Source organism: Spirosoma fluminis (genome assembly GCF_054778895.1).
Map to the genome: position 1 here is coordinate 23617 of NZ_BAAGZD010000013.1, position 20258 is coordinate 43874.

The 20258-nt window shown below is 51.7% G+C and carries 15 protein-coding genes and 1 pseudogene; 6 read left to right on the forward strand and 10 right to left on the reverse strand.

What is annotated here, in order from left to right; translation table 11 throughout:
* Positions 1-68: 68 nt before the first annotated feature.
* The gene (locus ACYVBJ_RS15950) at positions 69-812 is read right to left on the reverse strand and encodes an endonuclease III domain-containing protein (RefSeq protein ID WP_460983306.1); all 744 of its coding nucleotides are present in this window, start codon (positions 810-812) and stop codon (positions 69-71) included.
* 123 nt (positions 813-935) lie between these two features.
* On the opposite strand from ACYVBJ_RS15950, the gene ACYVBJ_RS15955 reads away from it, so the two are divergent.
* Entirely contained in the window at positions 936-2174 is a 1239-nt protein-coding gene (locus ACYVBJ_RS15955) for a thioredoxin family protein (RefSeq protein ID WP_460983307.1), read from the forward strand.
* Between the two features lie 6 nt (positions 2175-2180).
* Here ACYVBJ_RS15955 and ACYVBJ_RS15960 read toward each other — a convergent pair whose 3' ends face one another.
* The 4 genes and pseudogenes from ACYVBJ_RS15960 to topA form a co-directional block, all read right to left on the reverse strand.
* Positions 2181-2876 (reverse strand): SIR2 family NAD-dependent protein deacylase, encoded by a 696-nt coding sequence (locus ACYVBJ_RS15960; protein WP_460983308.1) that lies wholly within the window; start codon positions 2874-2876, stop codon positions 2181-2183.
* A gap of 157 nt (positions 2877-3033) precedes the next feature.
* Positions 3034-3816 (reverse strand): chitobiase/beta-hexosaminidase C-terminal domain-containing protein, encoded by a 783-nt coding sequence (locus ACYVBJ_RS15965; RefSeq protein WP_460983534.1) that lies wholly within the window; start codon positions 3814-3816, stop codon positions 3034-3036.
* A 6-nt stretch (positions 3817-3822) separates the two neighbouring features.
* A pseudogene (locus ACYVBJ_RS15970) lies at positions 3823-5316 on the reverse strand (beta-N-acetylhexosaminidase); the annotation flags it as partial.
* Between the two features lie 134 nt (positions 5317-5450).
* Positions 5451-8144, reverse strand: coding sequence for a type I DNA topoisomerase (gene topA / locus ACYVBJ_RS15975; RefSeq protein WP_460983309.1), 2694 nt, complete (start codon positions 8142-8144; stop codon positions 5451-5453).
* Positions 8145-8420: 276 nt separating this feature from the next.
* Between topA and ACYVBJ_RS15980 the strand changes: the two genes are divergently transcribed.
* Positions 8421-9263 carry a DUF4349 domain-containing protein gene (locus ACYVBJ_RS15980; RefSeq protein ID WP_460983310.1) on the forward strand — a complete coding sequence of 281 codons (843 nt, stop codon included), beginning with the start codon at positions 8421-8423 and terminating at the stop codon, positions 9261-9263.
* A gap of 43 nt (positions 9264-9306) precedes the next feature.
* Here ACYVBJ_RS15980 and kduI read toward each other — a convergent pair whose 3' ends face one another.
* A complete protein-coding gene (kduI, locus tag ACYVBJ_RS15985) occupies positions 9307-10137 on the reverse strand; it encodes a 5-dehydro-4-deoxy-D-glucuronate isomerase (protein WP_460983311.1) in 831 nt (276 codons plus the stop codon).
* 355 nt (positions 10138-10492) lie between these two features.
* Complete coding sequence (locus tag ACYVBJ_RS15990) at positions 10493-10948, reverse strand: CHRD domain-containing protein (RefSeq protein WP_460983312.1); 456 nt, start codon at positions 10946-10948, stop codon at positions 10493-10495.
* A gap of 308 nt (positions 10949-11256) precedes the next feature.
* Between ACYVBJ_RS15990 and ACYVBJ_RS15995 the strand changes: the two genes are divergently transcribed.
* On the forward strand, positions 11257-13524 hold the full coding sequence (locus ACYVBJ_RS15995) for an aconitate hydratase (RefSeq protein WP_460983313.1): 2268 nt from the start codon (positions 11257-11259) through the stop codon (positions 13522-13524).
* Positions 13525-13746: 222 nt separating this feature from the next.
* Here the strand turns inward: ACYVBJ_RS15995 and ACYVBJ_RS16000 are convergent, their stop codons facing one another.
* The 3 genes from ACYVBJ_RS16000 to ACYVBJ_RS16010 all read right to left on the reverse strand — a co-directional run bounded on the left by ACYVBJ_RS16000 (position 13747) and on the right by ACYVBJ_RS16010 (position 16534).
* The gene (locus ACYVBJ_RS16000; RefSeq protein WP_460983314.1) at positions 13747-15246 is read right to left on the reverse strand and encodes a helix-turn-helix domain-containing protein; all 1500 of its coding nucleotides are present in this window, start codon (positions 15244-15246) and stop codon (positions 13747-13749) included.
* 149 nt (positions 15247-15395) lie between these two features.
* Positions 15396-15872, reverse strand: coding sequence for a hypothetical protein (locus ACYVBJ_RS16005; RefSeq protein ID WP_460983315.1), 477 nt, complete (start codon positions 15870-15872; stop codon positions 15396-15398).
* Positions 15873-16261: 389 nt separating this feature from the next.
* Positions 16262-16534: a hypothetical protein gene (locus ACYVBJ_RS16010; protein ID WP_460983316.1), complete on the reverse strand. Its 273-nt coding sequence runs from the start codon at positions 16532-16534 to the stop codon at positions 16262-16264.
* Between the two features lie 1146 nt (positions 16535-17680).
* Here ACYVBJ_RS16010 and ACYVBJ_RS16015 point away from each other — a divergent pair.
* The 3 genes from ACYVBJ_RS16015 to ACYVBJ_RS16025 all read left to right on the forward strand — a co-directional run bounded on the left by ACYVBJ_RS16015 (position 17681) and on the right by ACYVBJ_RS16025 (position 20001).
* Positions 17681-18019, forward strand: coding sequence for a hypothetical protein (locus tag ACYVBJ_RS16015; protein ID WP_460983317.1), 339 nt, complete (start codon positions 17681-17683; stop codon positions 18017-18019).
* A 71-nt stretch (positions 18020-18090) separates the two neighbouring features.
* Positions 18091-18222, forward strand: a complete 132-nt coding sequence (locus tag ACYVBJ_RS16020) for a hypothetical protein (protein ID WP_460983318.1) — start codon at positions 18091-18093, stop codon at positions 18220-18222.
* A 72-nt stretch (positions 18223-18294) separates the two neighbouring features.
* Entirely contained in the window at positions 18295-20001 is a 1707-nt protein-coding gene (locus ACYVBJ_RS16025) for a hypothetical protein (RefSeq protein ID WP_460983319.1), read from the forward strand.
* The last annotated feature ends 257 nt before the right edge of the window (positions 20002-20258 follow it).

A 20258-nucleotide genomic window follows, 5' to 3' on the forward strand; every position in this document is an offset into this window, starting at 1 on the left:
ATTTGCCCTGATACGTTGTCGGATGCCTGCATAGGCAGAAACGTAATTGCTAGAAATACCCAGCCTGATCAGGTTGATTGGTTGGGGATTTTCTTTTTAGGGGTACTGCTTAACGTAGCGGTTCCCCCGGACTGGTAAAAATCGCACATATCCCGCAGCACACACTCCCGGCACTTGGGCGAGTACCAGGTACAGATGCGTTGCCCGTGCCAATAAAAATGCTTGTGAAAGTTGAACAGAACAGGAGCTTCCTGCGGCAGAAAAGCCAATAATATCGCATGGGCTTTCTCGGCGCTTACTTTCGGGCCAATGACACCTATGCGTTGAGTCACCCGATGAACGTGCGTATCGACGGGTAATACGGGCTTCTGAAAATTAAAGAGCAGCAGTAAGGTCGCCGTCTTTAGCCCGATGCCGGGTAAATCGGTCAGCCATTTCATGGCATCTTCCGTCGACAGATCACGCAAAAAATCAATGTTGGCCGCGCCGGTTTCCCGAAACAGATGAGCCAGCAAGTTCTGGATGTAAGGCGCTTTAACCTCCGGGTAATTCGCCGTCCGGATGGCGTCGATCAGATCGGGCAGGGTTGCATCCCGCACCTGCTCCCAGGTAGGAAAGCGTTCGCGCATGGTCCGATAGGCGGTTACTTCGTTGGCGTGGGTTGTGCGGTGGGAGAGAATCGTGCCGATTAATTCATGCATAGGATCGGCCCGGCCGTAAATAGCCTGAACCCCATAGTGCTGATTTAGTCGCTCGTGAGCTTCCAGCGTTTTGTTCGCGAAATCCTGGTTTAAAAGAGAGTTTGCTGTCATACCGTGCGCTGCCTGTTCCCATAACCCGCTTACGAACTCCCCGGTTTAATTTGAATGAAGCAATTCAGTTGTTTAATAAATTTGAACGAAATCGTTCATCTTCTATCCTAAGCGCTATTGACTATGTCTTCTTTTTCACGCTATTGCCTCCGTTCAGCCGGTGTCCTGCTTATTTCATTGTTCTCTACCCCGGTCTGGGCGCAGGGAATCAAGTTTTTTGAGGGGAAATGGGAGGATGCACTGGCTTTAGCCAAAGCCGAAAACAAACTGATCTACGTCGATATTTACACAACCTGGTGCGGACCCTGCCGCATGATGGCCCAGCAGGTCTTTCCCGATCGGAAAGCAGGAAAGGTATTCAACGGCTATTTCATCAACTATAAAGTTGACGCCGAAAAAGGAGAAGGCGTTACGTTAGCCGCCAGTTATGGCGTGCGGGCCTATCCAACGGGTTTGTTTATCAATGACGACGCCCAGCTTGTTCACTCGTTCATTGGCTTTAAAGAAACAGGCTCGTTTCTGGAAGAAGGCCATGATGCGTTCCGTCGCAGTGGACCGGGGACGATCCTGGCTGAATACGAGAAAGCGATCAAGGCCGGTAATCGTCATCCCGATGTGATGCGGAGCTTTCTGAAGATCCGTCGACGGTACGGTCAGGACAACACCGCTTACCTGGAAGACTATCTGAAAACGTTGCCCACCGATTCGCTGAAGACGCCCGTTACGTTGAAACTCGTGCTGGAAAGCATTAATTCGCTTGATGGTAAAGCAGTGGATGTGCTGCTGGCGAACCGGCAGGACCCGCGCGTACCGAACCGGTTAATTACGTTGTACGACGACGAACTGGCCGAAGCTACGGCCGAACGGAGTAAAGAACGGCTGAGTCGCCTGGCTGGGCGGATCGAAACGATAGAAGGGGCCGAACAGGGTGCCGTTATGGCCACCAACTATCGAATGCGGTATTATCAGTCGATGAAACAGTGGCAGCAATTTGCGGAGCAGGCCGAGACCTACGCCCGCTCTTATCTGCTCCCGAAACTAACGTCGGAGGCAAAAGAGAAGACTCCGGATCAATTCCGGGATAGCTACGCTCAGTTGTGCGATTTAGGCTGGTATTTTTACCATGAACTTAAAGACGAAGCCCGGCTGAAAACGATGCTGACCTGGATGCAGGCGGTTGGGCAGCTGGCCGAAACGCCACGAGGAACGGGGGTCTGCGCTTGCCTGTTGTACCGAACCGGTGACCGAGAACAAGCCGTACAGCTTCAGAACAAAGCCATTGCCCTGGCGCAGAAAGCGGGCGATGACGTGAACAGTTACCTGGAAACCCTTAAACGCATGGAAAAAGGCAAACCCTTGTAAGGCTGTTCATACAGCAGCTTCGGCTAACAACTGATCGGCCAGGCGGGTGAGGCCAACGGTAGCGGGTTCGGCAATGAACGTCGTGTTCGAGCGCCGGTGCATATCCGGAATGTTTGGGTCTACTACGTAGATTGGCGTTCCCGGCCGAACCGAATACACCAATCCAGCGGCTGGATATACATTTAGCGACGTACCCACAACGATCAATACGTCCGCCAGTTCGGTAATCTTCTGCGCAACGTCCATCATTGGTACCGCTTCGCCAAACCAAACAATATGGGGGCGAAGCTGTGCCCCTTTTTCGCAGAGGTCGCCTTTCTTCAACTCCCAGCCTTGAATGTCGTAAACCAGGTCAGCGTCTACTGTACTCCGTGACTTGAACAGCTCACCGTGTAAGTGAACGACCTTGGAGGAACCCGCTTTCTCGTGGAGGTTGTCGACGTTTTGCGTGATCACCGTTACGTCGTATTTCGCTTCCAGCCGGACCAGGGCGAGGTGACCGGCATTGGGCTGAACGCTGAGCGCCTGTTTCCGGCGCTGATTGTAAAAGTCCTGCACCAGGTCCGGGTTTCGATACCAGGCCTCCGGCGTCGCTACGTCTTCAATGCGGTGATTTTCCCACAGGCCATCCGACGCCCGAAAGGTCGGAATGCCACTTTCTGCACTGATGCCCGCACCCGATAAAACGATAATTTTTTTCATAAGGTAGAAGGGGGTAAGGGGGAGGAAAGGGAAGAGAGGGAATTAGGGGAAGAGGGGGAGGAATGAGGGGAGGGGGTTTTTTAAATAATCCTTTTCCTCCCACTAGTCCCCCTCTTCCCTTTCCTCCTATTACTTTCTGTTCTCCTCCAATCTATAACTATTCGACCACAATTTCGTCGGTGGCGAACCAGGTTTTTGCGCCTGCGTTTGGGTGACCGGCCGGAGCGGGCCCGGCATTTTTGGCCCGCACCCGAACGTAACGGGCCCGCGCCGTTTTGAAGTCGGCGACAACCGGAAGAATAGCCCACGGACCGGGCAATTCATACGTAACCGGCTGGGCAATAGCTTCTTTAAAGTCCTGACCATCGCGCGACAGGGCAATCTCCACCGAGCTGGGTGGGAAGTTATTTTCCAGGATCACCTTCAGGAAGTTCAGCGATACTTTCGTGACGCTCGTTACGTCGCCTAAGTCCACCGTTACGTCCATGTCCGTACCGAAAAAGTTAACCCACTGGCGTCGGTCGCGGGGTGTTTCGCCCCGGACACCGTCGGTCAGTTTGGCGCTTTGCGCGTCGGATTTGTTGACGACAGGGGCGTAGGTGTACGATTTGTTCTTGGCTTTGTGGAGCGTAAACGTCTGCGTGAGTCGACCGCCCGTTGGGGTCATGGCGCGCAGGGTCGTGGTTTTGGTGAGCGTAATAGGGCCGATATACTCCGCACTCCGTTCGGTAGGCTCTTTTCCGTTGAGCGTGTAAAAAATACGGCTGTCGCTGTCCAGCTTGCTTAATTTTACCTGCAGCTGCCCCTGTTCATTCGCCTGCGTGGTGGCCGAGATGTCGAATAAGCGTTTGGCGTAATTAACCGACATGCCGTCGAGTTTAGGCAGGTGATTTTTCAGGCGCTGGGCGAAATCCTCGAAATTGCGCGGACCAGCAGGCATCCAGCCAATTTCGGCCAACGCCAGCGCACGGGGCCAAACCATGTACTCAACGTGTTCAGATGTCGGCATATACTCTGTCCAGACGTTCCCCTGCACACCCAGGATGTACTGCTGTTCTTCGGGTGTCAGCTCGGCCGGGGTTGGTTCATAGCTATAGACCTTATCGAGTGGCAGGTAGCCACCAATCGCCAGTGGTTCGGTGGCGGGATTGCCCTGGTAGAAATCGAGGTAACACGTAGCGCCCGGCGTCATAATAACCGTGTGTTTCTGCTTCGCTGCGGCAATGCCGCCCTCAGTTCCGCGCCAGCTCATCACTGTGGCATTCGGGGCTAAGCCGCCTTCCAGGATCTCGTCCCAGCCGATAATGGCTCGACCTTTACTATTGACAAATTTCTCGATGCGCCGAATGAAATAGCTTTGCAGCTCATGCTCGTCTTTCAAGCCGTTTTTCTTCATCAGATCCTGGCAGAACGCGCTTTGTTTCCAGGCCGTTTTCGGGCATTCGTCACCGCCCACGTGAATATATTTGCCGGGGAATAAGGCCATCACTTCGGTCAATACATCCTGTAGAAACCCAAATGTCTTTTCGGAGGGGCAAAAGACGTCGTCGAAAACGCCCCACTTCGTCGCAACCTGATACGTTTTGGAGGGATCGCAGCTTAACTCCGGATATGCTGCCAGAGCGGCCAGCGCGTGACCGGGCATTTCAATCTCCGGCACAATCGTCACGAATCGTGCTTGAGCGTACCGCACAACGTCCCGTATTTCGGCCTGTGTGTAGAAACCACCGTGCGGTTTCCCGTCGAACTGCTGCGGGTAGTTTTCCATATACTGACCGACGAGCGATTCACTACGTCGACTGCCGACCTGGGTTAGCTTCGGGTACTTCTTGATTTCAATCCGCCAGCCCTAGTTGTCGGTTAAATGCCAGTGAAAGGTGTTTTGCTTGTGCATGGCCATCAGGTCGATGTATTTCTTGACGAAAGCCACGGGCATGAAGTGACGCGACACATCAAGGTGCAGGCCCCGGTACGTATAGCGGGGTTTGTCGGTAATCTGACAGGCAGGCATGGCAGGTGTTGCTGATTGTCCAGCGGGCAGCAGTTGCCGTATGGTCTGTGTCGCGTAGAAAAGGCCTTTCGGCGTTGCCGCTTCGGCCAGGACGCGGGTAGGCGTAACGGTAAGTTTATAGCCTTCGTTGCCGAGGTTTAGCTTTTTGTTGACCGTCAGGAAAATATGCGCTCCTTTCGCTAACGCCGGACTGGTTGGCGCTACGGACAGCGATAACTTATTGTTGGCTTTAAGCTGGCTGGCAAATGTTTGCCCGACTGACCGGGCCGCAGCGTCGTTGGCCGGACTTACTACGATACGAGTGGCCGCAGCAAGCGTGAATTGGCCGCTTTGCCCGGCAAACCGGGCGGGAAACGGAATCAGGTTGTATTGATTGTCAGTTTGAGCAGCTACGGTGAAAGGAAGTAATAGCAATAACAGGTATTTCATGCAGTAAACCAGATGCGTGAGGTTGAATCGGCAAATTAGCGACGATTTGCCAAATGAAACCAATAAAAAACCGTTCAGCAAAACGACTAAAGAAGTCGCTCACTGAACGGTTGATGGATGACAGAAGAACTACGTTATTTCTTTTTTGAGGTGGCCGGTTTTTTCGTTGCTGCTGTGGCTTTGGCGGGCGCTTTCGCCGTCGATGCCTTGGTTGCTGTGGCCTTCTTGGGAGCAGCTTTGGCCGCCTTACCGGTTGCGGCCGATTTGCCTGAGCTTGCTGCCGCGGGGTCGTCGCCCGCCAGCCGCAGACAATCCTCCAGCGTCAACGTAGCGGGGTCAACATCTTTAGGAATCCTGACGTTACGTTTGCCAACTGCCAGATAAGGCCCATATTGCCCGTTGACCACTTTCACGGCCGGATTATCCGGAAACTCTTTGATATACTTGTTGGCTTCGGCCTGCCGTTTAGCTTCGATCAGTTCAATGGCGCGGTCGAGGGTTAAGCCCGTCAGCGACTCGTTACGTGGAATCGAGATGTATTTATCCTCGAACTTCACGTAGGGTCCAAAACGGCCCTTGCCCGTGGTGACCAGCTTGCCTTCAAACTCGCCCAGCGATTCGCTGACGGATTCCGCCCGCTTCTGCTGAATGAGCTGAACGGCGCGTTCGGCATCGATCGTGTACGGATCATCTTCGCGGGTCAGCGATACGTATTTGTCGTCGTGCTTCACGTACGGCCCGAATTTGCCGATGCCGATGGTCATGGGTTTCTCCTCAAAGAAGCCGACTTCGCGCGGCAGCGTGAACAGGCTGAGCGCATCCTGCAGCGAAATCGTTTCGATCAACTGCCCGTCGCGGAGGTTGGCATACCGGGGTTTTTCTTCGTCGCTGGCTTCGCCGATCTGAACGTAAGCCCCGTATTTACCCAAACGGGCCGAAACGGGTTTACCGCTAACCGGGTCGGCGCCCAGCACGCGCTCGCCGGTTTTGAACGACACGCCCGATGAGCCTTGTATATCCTCAATGTTCTTATGGAAATCGCCATAAAAGCCTTCCAGCATTTTCTGCCAGTTGCGCCGTCCGCTGGCAATTTCATCGAAGTCTTTCTCGACCGTCGCCGTGAACTTATAATCTACGATGTCGGGGAAGTATTCGACCAGGAAGTCACTGACCACGATTCCCGTGTTGGTTGGAAACAGCTTTGCCTTCTCGGAGCCGAACGTTTCTTTACCGCTCGTTTCACTGATCTGGTCACGTTGCAGGGTGAATTCCGTGTATTTCCGTTCCTGGCCGGGTTTATCCTGCTTGACTACGTAGCCGCGGTTGATGATCGTCGAAATGGTTGGTGCATAAGTCGATGGACGGCCGATGCCCATTTCTTCGAGTTTCTTCACCAGCGAAGCTTCCGCGTAACGAGGCTGCGGACGGGTGAACTTCTCGGTCGCTTTCATCTGGCCGAGGTTGAGCGTCTGTCCAATGGTCAGCGGAGGCAGCATGCCTTTCGCGTCTTCATCGTCCTCGTCATCTTTCGATTCGAGGTAAACCCGTAGGAACCCGTCAAACTTGATCACTTCACCCTGCGCAACAAACTCGGTTGGCAGTTTCTGCGGTTCTGCTTTGGGCGTATCGGCGAACGGACTGTCGTCGACCATCGCTACGGTGTTAAGCTGCGTACCATTCGCAAACCGGATGCTGATCGTTACGGTGGTGCGTTCGAGCTGCGCATCGGCCATCTGCGAGGCAATGGCCCGTTTCCAGATCAGTTCATACAACCGTTTCTGGTCCCGATCGCCCCCCGCGTTCCGGTCGTTGAAGTTCGTGGGTCGGATGGCTTCGTGCGCTTCCTGCGCCGACTCGTTTTTGGTTTTGAACTGCCGGGTCTGGACGTATTTCGGACCAAATTCCGTCTCGATTTCCGCCTTGGCTTTCTCAATGGCCTCCTGCGAGAGGTTCGTTGAGTCCGTTCGCATGTACGAAATCTTACCGGCTTCGTACAGGTTCTGGGCAATCCGCATGGTGCGGTCCACCGAATACCCCAGCTTACGCGAGGATTCCTGTTGTAGGGTAGAGGTCGTAAACGGCGGAGCCGGTGATTTTTTGGCGGGTTTGGTTTCTAAGTTCTTGATGGTGAACGTAGCACCAATGCAGGCTTCCAGAAACGCCCGGGCTTCGGCGGAGGTCGCAAAGTTTTTCGGTAGCTCCGCATTCAGCACTTTACTGCCGTCCACGATGAACTGGGCCGTTACCTTAAACGATGATTTCGACTGGTGCTTGTCGATTTCCCGCTCCCGTTCGACCACGAGCCGAAGCGCAACCGATTGCACACGGCCAGCCGATAATCCCTGGCTACCGCCCTTAATCTTACGCCACAGTACCGGCGACAATTCGTAGCCGACCAGCCGATCGAGTACACGCCGGGCCTGCTGCGCATTTACCAGATCGACGTCAATGGTGCGGGGTGATTTAATGGCGTTCTGGATGGCGTTCTTGGTGATCTCCCGGAAAACGATCCGCTTGGTATTGTCCCGCAACCCCAGGGCTTCTTTCAAATGCCACGAAATCGCTTCGCCCTCGCGGTCATCGTCCGTGGCGAGCCATACCTCATCGGCTGACTTCGCCAGCGACTTCAACTCGCTGACCAGCTTCTTTTTGTCGGGCGATATTTCGTAGGAGGGTTGAAAGCCATTTGTCACATCTACCGCTAATCCATCTTTAGGCAGGTCCCGGACGTGTCCGAAACTGGACTTCACCGTGAAGTCTTTTCCAAGGTACCCTTCGATGGTTTTCGCCTTCGCCGGTGACTCCACAATGACTAAGTTTTTCGACATAATCGGTGTTCAGGTTGATGATCCCTCCGCTACCATGCTCCGCACGTTTCGCGTCAAATATAGACGCAAAAGCCCTGACTTCTGCAACTAATCAGGGGACACGTAACGAAATGAAAGGAGAGGAGGAGTTATAGGATAGTAACAACTTGTGTGGGCGCAACGTTCGGAGAACAGCCTTAAAATCCCTATAAATGAGCGTTTAGTGTCGATGTTTTCAGAACTCCGAAAAACTTTATAGGTTGTGTGGATTATTGGTCTGTTCAGCATCTACTGGGTATGAATAAATTTGCCTGCATCGCTGTTTTGCTCGCCATGGTGGCCTGCCAGTCGGGGTCCGACCCGGCTGATTCGGCCAAGCCGGAGATGGCTTTGATGAAATCGCCCGCTCCCGAACAGGAGGCTCCCCAGGAAGAATCTGATGAACCCGCCAGTCCACAGACGCAGCCCCGAGCTACCGCCAATCGGAAGATTGTTCGGAATGCCCAGCTTCGTATCCGCGTGAGTGACTTCGCCCAATCGGGCCGGGCGATTGAACAGGCCGTGCAGCAGGTGGGTGGACAGATTGCCAATTCAAACGAGACGAAGTCCGACAACGCCATTGAGAATGCGTTGACCATTCGGGTACCCGCCAGAAGTCTTGATGCCTTCCTGAACCTTGTCCTGAAAGAATCCATTTATACCGATGTCAAAACCATTACGGCCGAAGATGTCACGCGCCGTTACGTCGATGTGGAAGCGCGCATCAAGAGCAAAAAAGCCGTTGAGGAAACGTATCTGCAACTGCTCAGGAAAGCCCGTTCCGTTGAGGACGTACTGAAGATAGAGGAGCAACTGGGCCAGCTTCGGGAGGAACGGGAAGTGCAGGAAGCCGAGCTTCGTCAACTCAAAGAAGATGTAGCCCTCAGTACCATCAATTTAACGTACTATCAGGAGTCGAAAGCGGCTTTGCGACCCGAAGAACCGTTTTACACCCAAATTGGCAACAACCTCGCCGACGGCTTTCGGCTACTGGGCAACGTATTGGTAGGCGTGTTTTACTTGTTGCCGCTTGGGTTAGTCATAGCCGGCGTAGTCTGGCTCGTTTCCCGATGGCGCCGGAGTCGGCGAAAAGCGGCCTGAGTAAATCTTGTCGGTGAGCTATTCCGACGCTAGGCCCGAATAATCAACGAAGGTCAGCAATAGCGGTCATATCCATATCCGCATAATCCAGGTTTTCGCCGGCCATACCCCAGATGAACGAGTAGTTGGCAGTGCCACAACCCGAGTGAATCGACCAGGGGGGCGAAATAACGGCCTGTTGATTAGCCACAAACACATGACGCGTTTCGGTCGGCTGACCCATCAGATGCACTAGACGCTGGGCCGGGTCAAGATCGAAATAAAAGTAAGCTTCCATCCGGCGGTCGTGAACGTGAGCGGGCATGGTATTCCAGACGCTTCCCGCTTTCAGCATGGTCAGGCCCATCACCAGCTGACAGCTCTGTAGGCCGTCGCGATGAATGTACCGGTAAATGACGCGCTCGTTTGCGGTCTCAGCCGCACCCATCGGCGCAGAAAATACGTCAGCCTGTGCGGCTTTCTGGGTTAGATATTCCTTATGGGCGGGGGCGGAAAGCAGATAGAACTGAGCGGGTGAATCTCCCGATTGACTACTAAACGTTACGTCTTGACGACCCCGGCCCACATACAAACAATCCAGTCTGTTCAATTCGAAATGCTGACCGTCAACTTCAATCGTGCCTGCGCCCCCTACGTTGATAACACCCAGTTCCCGCCGTTCCAGAAAGTAATCACTCCGCAGTTCCGGATACGTTGGCAGGTTGACAGACTCCTTCGCCGGTTGCACACCGCCAATAATGACGCGATCAAAGTGGCTATAACAGAGCTGGATGCTGTCTGGCTGAAAAAGTGATTCGATCAGAAAATGTTGTCGAAGCTCGGCGGTCGTAAATTGACGTAAGGCATCGGGGCCAACAGCGTAGCGGACTTCCATAGAGGTAACTTAATGATCAGGTTGTGAAAGCTGGTTAACTAACAAGCCAAGGTGGTTATGAATCGAAATCTACTCACACCCCCATCGCCTAAAAAGCAAGAGCCCTAGCCAACGTTGGCTAGGACTCTTGCCGTAAACGGGAACGCTGCCTTGACTTACTGACCTCAGATTGTTTCGCGCAGCTCGAGCGGATTGTGGTGTTATACAAATTGCCAAATACCCGGGGATAGTCCTATAATTGAGTGAATGCCCAGCCTGAACGTACGCGTAGCCGGAGTGAATTTATGGCTGTTACCCACGAAAAAGGCCCTGTCGTGATGGCAGGGCCTTTTCGATCTGATAAGCTGTACGCAGGTTATTGCTTCTTGATATCTCCGCGAATTTCACCGGCTGGATAGGCCGTCGTATGGAGATTCGCGTAATAAAATCCATTCTTCATACTGTCAATTTTGCTTTGAGCCAACAAAACTGTGTTCGAATAGGGAGAAGTGAGTGTACCTGTAAATGGAACATCTACGCCACCTGTGCCATCCGATTTAGTGATTCTGTGCAAGTGTCCCATGGTGGGGGTCAAGCCAGTATACGTCACTGTATAGCTCATAACGCGGGTAGATTCGTTCAGATTACCTGCGAATGTACCCGTTGCCGTTGAGGTCGTGGATGTTGGTTTTTCCTGCTGACCGTTCAGTGTAGCCGTGAACTGTGTCGTTGGGGATGCAATGATCGGATTATCGTTGTCTGTTGTATTGCAAGCGGAGAACGCAAAACTTAACATGACAACAGTTGCCGAAAGCAGGCTTTTCGTGTTCATACATTTTAAAATTTATGTGTCGATTTAATGGTATGTATTTATTACATACGCAGTATGAATCATTAACGATTGAATGACTAAGTAGTTTGTCTATGTATTTGTTGACTAATCTTATTTAAAACAGAAAAAAGGCTTACTACGTCCCAGGCAAACGCATTATTGAATCACGAATCCACTCCGATACGAACAATATTTCCAAAACGGATGAGAATCTCCTAATTTTGGCCCACCAACCGGAATTCATTTTACGAGTTTGTTGGTTAGTTCTATAGAGTATTCGTTCAGTAACCCGTTATTCCCTATCAGCTATGGCTTTTGATTTGGACATGATTCAGCGTGTGTACGCCAACCTCGGCGAACGCGTCGAAGCAGCCCGGAAGGCAGTGGGCAGACCGCTGACCCTGTCGGAGAAAATTTTATACAGTCACCTGTTCGCCGGAGTTCCTACTCAATCGTTTGAGCGGGGCAAAGCGTACGTCGATTTCGCTCCTGACCGCGTGGCCATGCAGGATGCCACCGCGCAAATGGCCTTGTTGCAGTTCATGCAGGCAGGTCGGCCACAGGTGGCCGTTCCATCAACGGTTCACTGCGATCACCTGATCCAGGCCGAAGTCGGCGCTGAGCAGGATCTGGACGTTGCCAAGAACAAGAACCGGGAGGTATATGATTTCCTGTCCTCGATTTCCAATAAATACGGCATTGGCTTCTGGAAGCCCGGAGCGGGTATCATCCACCAGGTAGTACTTGAAAACTATGCCTTTCCGGGTGGAATGATGATCGGTACCGACTCACACACGCCGAACGCGGGTGGTCTGGGTATGATCGCCATTGGCGTCGGTGGGGCCGATGCCTGCGACGTCATGGCGGGTCTGGCCTGGGAACTGAAAATGCCGAAACTCATTGGCGTTAAGCTAACTGGTAAGCTGAGTGGCTGGGCGTCGGCGAAAGATGTTATTCTGCGCGTGGCGGGTATCCTGACCGTAAAAGGCGGGACCGGCTGCATCGTTGAATACTTCGGCGAAGGTGCAGAAAGTCTGTCGGCAACCGGTAAAGCAACCATCTGTAACATGGGTGCTGAGATCGGTGCTACAACTTCGGTGTTTGCTTATGACGATCGGATGGCTGCTTACCTGAACAGCACCAGTCGGGCTGACATCGCCGAAGCGGCTGAAGCGGTTAAGGCGAACCTGCGTTCTGACGACGAAGTCTACGCTGACCCCGCTACGTATTACGATCAGTTAATTGAAATCAACCTGTCGGAGCTGGAACCGCACATCAACGGTCCGTTCACGCCCGATCTGGCGTGGCCGCTGTCAAACTTCGCCAAAGCCGTTAAAGAAAACAACTGGCCCGAGCGGCTCGAAGTCGGTTTGATCGGCTCCTGCACCAACTCCAGCTACGAAGATCTGACCCGGTCGGCATCAATAGCTGAGCAGGCCGTAACCAAAAATCTGAAAGTTCGTTCGGAGTTCACCGTAACGCCTGGTTCGGAGCTGGTGCGGTTTACGGCTGAGCGCGATGGACTGCTGCAAACTTTCGAAAACATGGGTGGCGTCGTACTGGCCAATGCCTGCGGTCCCTGCATCGGTCAGTGGGCGCGGCATATGGACGACCCAACCCGTAAGAATTCGATCATTACATCGTTTAACCGGAACTTTGCGAAACGGAACGATGGTAACGCCAGCACGCACGCGTTCGTAGCTTCGCCCGAGATCGTAACGGCCTTTGCCATTGCCGGTGACCTGACGTTTAACCCAATGACCGATACGCTGACCAACGAAAATGGGGAGCAGGTGAAACTCGACGAGCCGCAAGGCATCGAGCAGCCAATCAAAGGGTACGCCGTTGAGGACGCAGGCTATCAGGCACCCGCCGAAGATGGTTCGGGCGTAGAGGTAATCGTTAGCCCAACGTCGGATCGTTTACAGCTGCTGGCTCCATTCTCAGCCTGGGAGGGCACTGACCTGACCGGCCTGAAGTTGTTGATTAAAGCCAAAGGAAAGTGTACGACGGATCATATTTCGATGGCGGGTCCGTGGTTGAAATACCGCGGTCACCTCGACAACATCTCAAACAACATGCTGATTGGTGCGGTGAACTACTTCAACGAGAAAACCAACAGCGTGAAGAACCAACTGACGGGTGAGTACGGCGAAGTACCGGCTGTACAACGGGCCTACAAAGCCGCTGGCATTGGTTCAGTTGTGGTTGGTGACGAAAACTACGGGGAAGGTTCATCGCGGGAGCACGCGGCCATGGAACCCCGTTTCTTAGGCGTTCGGGCTATTCTGGTACGTTCATTCGCGCGGATTCACGAAACGAACCTCAAAAAGCAAGGTATGCTGGCCCTAACGTTCGCTAATCCTGCCGATTACGACAAGGTTCAGGAAGACGACGTAATTGACATCGAGGGCTTAACGGAGTTCGCACCGGGCCGTCCGCTGGAAATTGTGCTGCACCATGCCGATGGCACGACGGAAGAGTTCCTGGTAAATCACACCTACAACGAAGGGCAGATCGAATGGTTCAAAGCCGGTGCCGCTCTGAACATCATCCGGATGAAGCAGAACGCGTAACGGTTAAGGGATAACCCTAGCGTAAACCCGTTCTATACATAACCCGGCTAACTACCTGAACAGGAGTTAGCCGGGTTAATTTTTGATGAGAGTTAGCAGGGCGACTGGTTAGCGTCGGGAGGATGAAAAAGCAGGTGTATTTCTCTCGCTATCAGTGGTTTGGCGCAATGTTTGTCCTCTGTTTACATTAACTACATAACCCATGGCTTAGTGCCTCAATGATTAATTCAGTTTTTCCATCGCCTGCTTCATGCTGCTGAACTGGCGCTTTTTCTGAAGTACGATTGGGGCGGCAACGCGTTCGCGGCAGTCGAAAATCCCGCATCGCTCACAGGCTTCATTGACCAGGCGGTACGGAATATCGTTCGCGGGCATACTCAGAAACTTCATCTTACTTTTGAGATTGTCGTTCACGGCAAAGCACATCGAAACACTCATGTTCTGCTGCGTAACCGGTTCGCCCGACCGTGCCTGAAACGGATGCGCCACCGAGACGATCAGGTACTGGTGGCCCGAATCGGCATAGTCTGACAACTGAGCCCGGCAGAGCGTTCCATCAAGACCTTTGTTAAGCTGCAAAAACGATAATTCCTGTAGAATCGTCAGGGCTATCCATCGGCGGCAGTAGTGCTCGTCGACCATACCTTTCGGGCCCTGTTGCCGCGACAAATGCATCTCTTTGGTGAGCTGAAACGTTGTCTGCCCGGTCGTGTGATTAAAGCGGTAAAAAAACAGCTGATCGATGCCGAACGAGCTCGGTAATACGTTGCTAAGCCGATAGAAAAAACGTTCGGGCGTAGCGCCGAAGTCGGTAATCAGTTGCAGAAAGGCATCGTTGCTCCAGGTGTCGCGGGCGAACAGGTCGCTGAGTCGGGCCACCAGCGCGTCGCGCCGGATCAGGATGGCACCGGCAAAATAAGACGCTTTGTAATTATTGAGAATCTGCTCAAACGAGTCCGCTTCAACCCACGAGTACGTATAAGGCCGATTTTTCAAATTCATAAACTGAAACCCAACTTCCCTCGCCAGAATAAACAACCGCTGTTCGGTCGACAGACCGGCGTTGAGATGCAGCTTACGCTGTTCCGGCCGAAACACCGACCGCAGCGACACCAGTTCGGGCTGAGTGAGCGGGTCGAAGTAGTCGATACTGACGGCATAACGGGTTTTCAGCAGGTTCATCAGCAGCGCTTCGCTAACCGATTCGCCCTGGGACGAATAGTCGGCCAGAAACCGGTCGGCGTCTGCTTCAATGTCGGGAAAATGATTGTCGTGCATTTCCTGATACGACCGCAGCATAGTCAGGTATAGCCGCTCAACGCTCATGTTGTAGCTGAGGGCAATATCCATGAACGTGCGGATCATGGCACTTACCTTAGCCGGAGCCTCGGCGAGTAATTCAAGGAGATCGGACGGGTCGATGCCAAAGAGTTCGAGGGGAACCTCCGTCAGAAATTTAGACCGCAGCAGGTCAGAGATTGGTTCTAGTTTTTTGCTTAGCCGAAGCGATACCAGCGTGTCGTAATCGACCTGCATGGCATTGGCCAGGGCGGAAATCTTATCGGCTTTCGGGTATTTACGCCCTTTTTCTATCTCCGTTACGTACGATACAGACAAGCCCGATTGCTGAGCCAGCTCGCTGACCGACAAGCCTTTGTCGATACGTAGCTGACGAAGTTTAAGGCCAAACAGCAGGCGAATATGATCGGCGGGAAGGTTCACGCTTGGGCGGTCAGTTGTCAATGAACTAGAAAACTAATAAAAAAAGCCTTGCCAACCGCAGTTGAATAAGGCTTTCTGAACAAAGTACCTTAAAAATAACTGGATCCGTTCCGGTTTCAGAACGAATTTATCCACTTCCTGATGATTACTTAAGATCCAGCTTCCTGATTCTTGGGTTTACGTCCCCGGGGTTTACCGGTATACTCGCTTTTAGGCGCGTCATCGCTAAGCTGAAGTTCAAAAGCAGTTACGCCGGCATTATAGTCAAACGGCTTTATCGTAAACGTATACTTTGTATTTGCATAATCAAGGCCGTTATTCTTCAGGATTAATGACAAAGAGATCGTGTAACTTTTAGCGGCTTTTACCAGTTCAAACGACTCAGATTGCTCATCGTTTGTTGGTACCAGATACAAGGTTTTGATTTTACGTTTGCCTTCCTGAATCCCAATTCTGAAACGGGTATTGTCGGGGTCGATGTCTAACTGCGCAATTGACTTTTGCGGAAAAACGAGTTTGCCGCCACCCGAAATATAGCCCGTAACGGGCGATGGATTAGACGTTTTTTTGCTTTTAGGTTCGCTGTTTTCTTCGAGAGAAAAGAACCGGATTGCTGTCGCCTTCATGTTTTATAAAGTAAATTTTGGTACAAACATACAGATTCCAAGATTTCAAACAATAACGAAGTTCAATATCTAGTTAAATCTAATTACTGAAAAAAAGTTTTAGAATTCATTGTAAATAGTCGGCAATTTGATTTTCTATTCCGTTTTTTATCAAAACGGTTTTATCTAAAAAACAAAATAGAGAAGCGCAATTAGTAACCGTATATAAACAAATGAAAAACCCCTTCACCGAAAAACTGGGTGGAAGCCCGCAGTTCGGTGAAGGGGTTTTTCGAAAGATGTCGGTAAAGGAGACGTTAGAACAGGGTGGAAAGCTACTCTATGGTGTCCTCACTACCAGACGAAGCAGGAACACTGTAAATTTTCCGGCAGACGGCCCGGTTACTTCCTCATTTGTATTCTAAACCCCATTCCTGGCAACGGCTCACAATGGCCCATAGGTTACGGACCATGGTAATCTCTCCGCCACATAAACTCACAATATTACCGGTTTCGGTACGGAATACCGTTTCCAGGTGACCGGAGTAGACATGGATGCCTTCATCCCTCAAGCTAACGTCAAATTCCCAGGTATCACTTGTCGCATGCGCCAGGCAGTGGAGTTCAATAAGTTGTGTTTCAGTTAGTTCGGCGTATGTTTTCACCGTTGTTGGGTTAGTCATAGGCTGTTTGAGAGCATTTATGTTGAGTAGTTTCGGGCAATTAAAGTGCCAAGTCTGTGCGTCCATCTAGAGTAGGGTCATATCGAACATCTGTATGTAACTTAATTTGATAGAATACGCTATCAAAGATGGGGATAGTCTACGTAAGGTTATGTAAATTAATAAAATAAGCAAATGTGGCTATACAGGTTAAGCTATAATTTACCAAAAAACTATATAATGTGCTATTTAGATCTATGTTTTGTTACACAGTCGCTTATGGGTAACTAAGTAGTAGATTAGATGGCCCGTGTAAAAACATAGTATGAAGGTATGGGCGTTAGGGTGAGCGACTTGAACGCTAGCCTGCTCAATTGCGTGATTCTGACAATAATTAAATAATGGCTGGATTTAGTTGTAATAAATGGCTATAAGCGAGAGGTTAAGTGGATTGCCACACGCCAGAACCCTGATTTGTAGCCGGGCGGAATTGAAGCAGGTACGAAAAGTTTGGGTTAAATCGGTGCAGAACTGCCCACTTGCTTCGTTTAAAAAATATTTTTTTGGTAACACAAGCCTATTCGCCCAACGAACCTGAATTTGCTTACCGGTTTGCCATCGGCCCGATACTTGTTTACGAAGATTACAGCGTTTATAAGACGTACTGAATACCGAAATAAGAACTGGCGAAAACGACTACCAGCACCAGGCAATTGATAAAACCGCTGCTCGATTAAAAATCCGATCCGGATTCTATGTTTTGCATGTTTCATTACTACGCTGCCACGACTTAACTCGTACATAGCCCATTCTGAAAGCCAAATCCTAAACTCTTTTTATGAACCCGAAACAGCTCCATACTGGCTTAGGTATTGTTCAATGTATACTGAACTGATTAACGGTTTGACGAACTCCGTTTTTGGCGCGAAAATGTTTATTTAATGGTCGATGTCTGGATAATATACCTGGCCTTTTTCCGGAAATAAAGTCACTATTTTTCTGATGAGGTTTATAACTACACGTGGCAGGTCAATTACGAATCAATAAAACATGACAATTTCAGGAGAATAGTTTCAGAAACCGTTTTTGGAAGTTAAATCTGAGACAACGATCATTGGAAACCTATTCTTTAAGAAATGATATCGGAAGACTCGACCAGGATGACCCATGTTTAAAGCGTTGTATTCCGATTCGATTACGCTGCATCTGATCAATCAAGATAACGTAGCGGATGTATATGCGCTGTTTCAGGGCTATCCTGATTCGGATGAACTGCTGGTGGAGATCGCTGAAAACTACCTGCCGCGTTACGTGGACGGGAAACGAACGAATTACGGATTCTATACAACGCTTAACGACGAACTTGCGAGCTTGAGCCTGTTGATTGTTGGCAGGCACGGAAAGGATCAACGGGGGCTGATACGCTTAGGCACATGCGGGGAAGGGGAGTGGCCCCGCGCAGCAAACCGCACCTGTTTTATCTGGCCTTCGAGCTACTGGAGTTAAACCGGGTAGAAACGGGCTGTTTCGTCTCGAACCTGGCTTCGAAACGGTCGATTGAGAAAACAGCTGGTTTTATGCTGGAAGGGGTCATGCGCGAATCGGGACTGAACGACCACGGGGCGTTTGAAGACGAGTATCTTTATGCCATTCTGCGGAAAGACTGGCTGACATTATACGACAAAACGCAGATTGAACTCGTTTACTAGTCGGGCACGGCTAAATCCGGCAGGGCAACGTACCGTTGGTAAAGTGTAAACACGCTCGTTATTGTTTAAGCTATGCGTTATCTGTTTGTCATTTTGAGTGTACTGGGTTCGGTAGCGGCAATGGGCCGACCGGTTAATGCGTTTGGGAGTGTTGGTAAGGCCAGTTTGTCTCCTGCGTCTACTGGAAAATTTTATTCGAACCGGCAGTTGGTTCTGGCTGCGCAGCTCGATACCAACATCCGAAAAGGCGTGGCGGCTAAGCCTAAACCGGCTACCGCGTCTCAAAAGGCTGACAATGCCCAGCGCGCGACCGCTGCGGCTCTGGCCAACCGAACCGTTCATGCTTCGCTGTCGTCGATTCGTGCCTTTAAGGGGGCGGCCCCTAAAGCGTTTTACCTCATCGACCGCGACAAAGGCGGTATTTTTGCCCATGATTCGCTGGATTCGTCTTCGCCCGACGATGGAGCCGTTACGTTGGTCGACGGCTCGAAACGGCGCTACAAACGAAAGTTCGACGGACCGGCTAACCTGATCTGGTGGGGTGCCAAGGGCGACAATTCGGCCAACGACAGTGCGGCTGTGCAACGGGCCATCCGTTACGTATGCTCGGCCGCCCGACCCACGAGTGGTGAGTTGCCGACGTATAGCGGCAATCCCGGAACCTTGATTTGCCCGGTCGGTACGTTCCGCGTCGCCAACATCAAAATACCGGGGTCTATCCGGATTATTGGGCAGGGTGGTGGTACGTATGCGTCAACGACCTTTGTGCAGAGCCGCCCCGGTGCCAATATTTTCATGCTGGAGCCCGATGTAGATGGCCTGAGCAACTCCACCATTTTCGAAAACATCGCCCTGAAGTCGGGCTCTCGCAGTCGTAACCCCAACGTAGCGCAGATCAAAGTGCGGGCGGGCCTGTCGAGCAACAGCCTGTATTTCCGCAATGTCTGGTTTAAATCGCCCGAAAATTTGGGCGTCGATATTCCACAGGGCGACGATATTCAGTTTACGGACTGTAAAGCCGACGTGGCTCCGTTCGATGTAATTCGGCTGGGTTCGGCCAAGGGCAGAGTCACCAACGCCCGCATCACCGGCATGACGTTCTACCGCGTAGCAAATGCAGCCATAAGGCTGGTGAACGTGCGGGGGCTGACCATCTCGAATAACGTATTCTACACCAACGACGACGGCAGTTTCAACGTACCGAATGGGATTTGTATCGATGGCCTGAACGCGGCCGACATCGACGCGGTGAGCATAACGGGAAATACCGTCAACAACGTACCGGACTTCATCCGGCTACCGACGCTGACCAGAACCGTATCGGTCGTCAGCAATACGCTCACCAACGTAAACGGTACGTTCATCAACCTGTTTGGGGGCGCTGTGGCGTATGGCTGGACCATTGTCGGCAATTCGGTGTCGACCTCGCCAAAGTCGGGCTTCGCTACGGCACCCATCACCGGCGCGGGCTGCGGCTTGCAGGGATCGACCATAATGGGGAACAGTTTCTTTTCGGGAAAGGCCACGGCGCTGGGCATCAACCTGCCCGACAGCCGGGTGTTCAGCAACGTCATCAGCGGCAATACCGGGATCAATATCACCAACATGTACAGCCTGACTAATCTGGCGTTAAATGGGCAATTGCTGCCCGACGCCATTGGCAGCCTGAAAACGGGCGACCTATTTTATTATGATGGGACTAAACTGCACCGAATCGGTATCGGGGCCAACGGGCAATCGCTAAAAGTGGTCGGGGGTGTTCCGGCCTGGTCGAACTAACGGCGTTACGTAGAAACTGGCTTGAGAATCAGCATTCAACAGTATTAGGGAATAGGAGTTGTTGCCTTTTATGTACTGACTAGCAAAACGCAATGGCTTGTAATCGGTGATTGCTGAGGCTTAGCCCCCGTCACTCAAGGGCTAAGCCTCAACGTTTAATACGTACTATCTCCGTGGTTTGTGTACCTCACAAACCACAAATGCGTCAGCAAGGCCAAAACTATCCAGACAGACGGTTTGTGTCCCCACAAACCAAG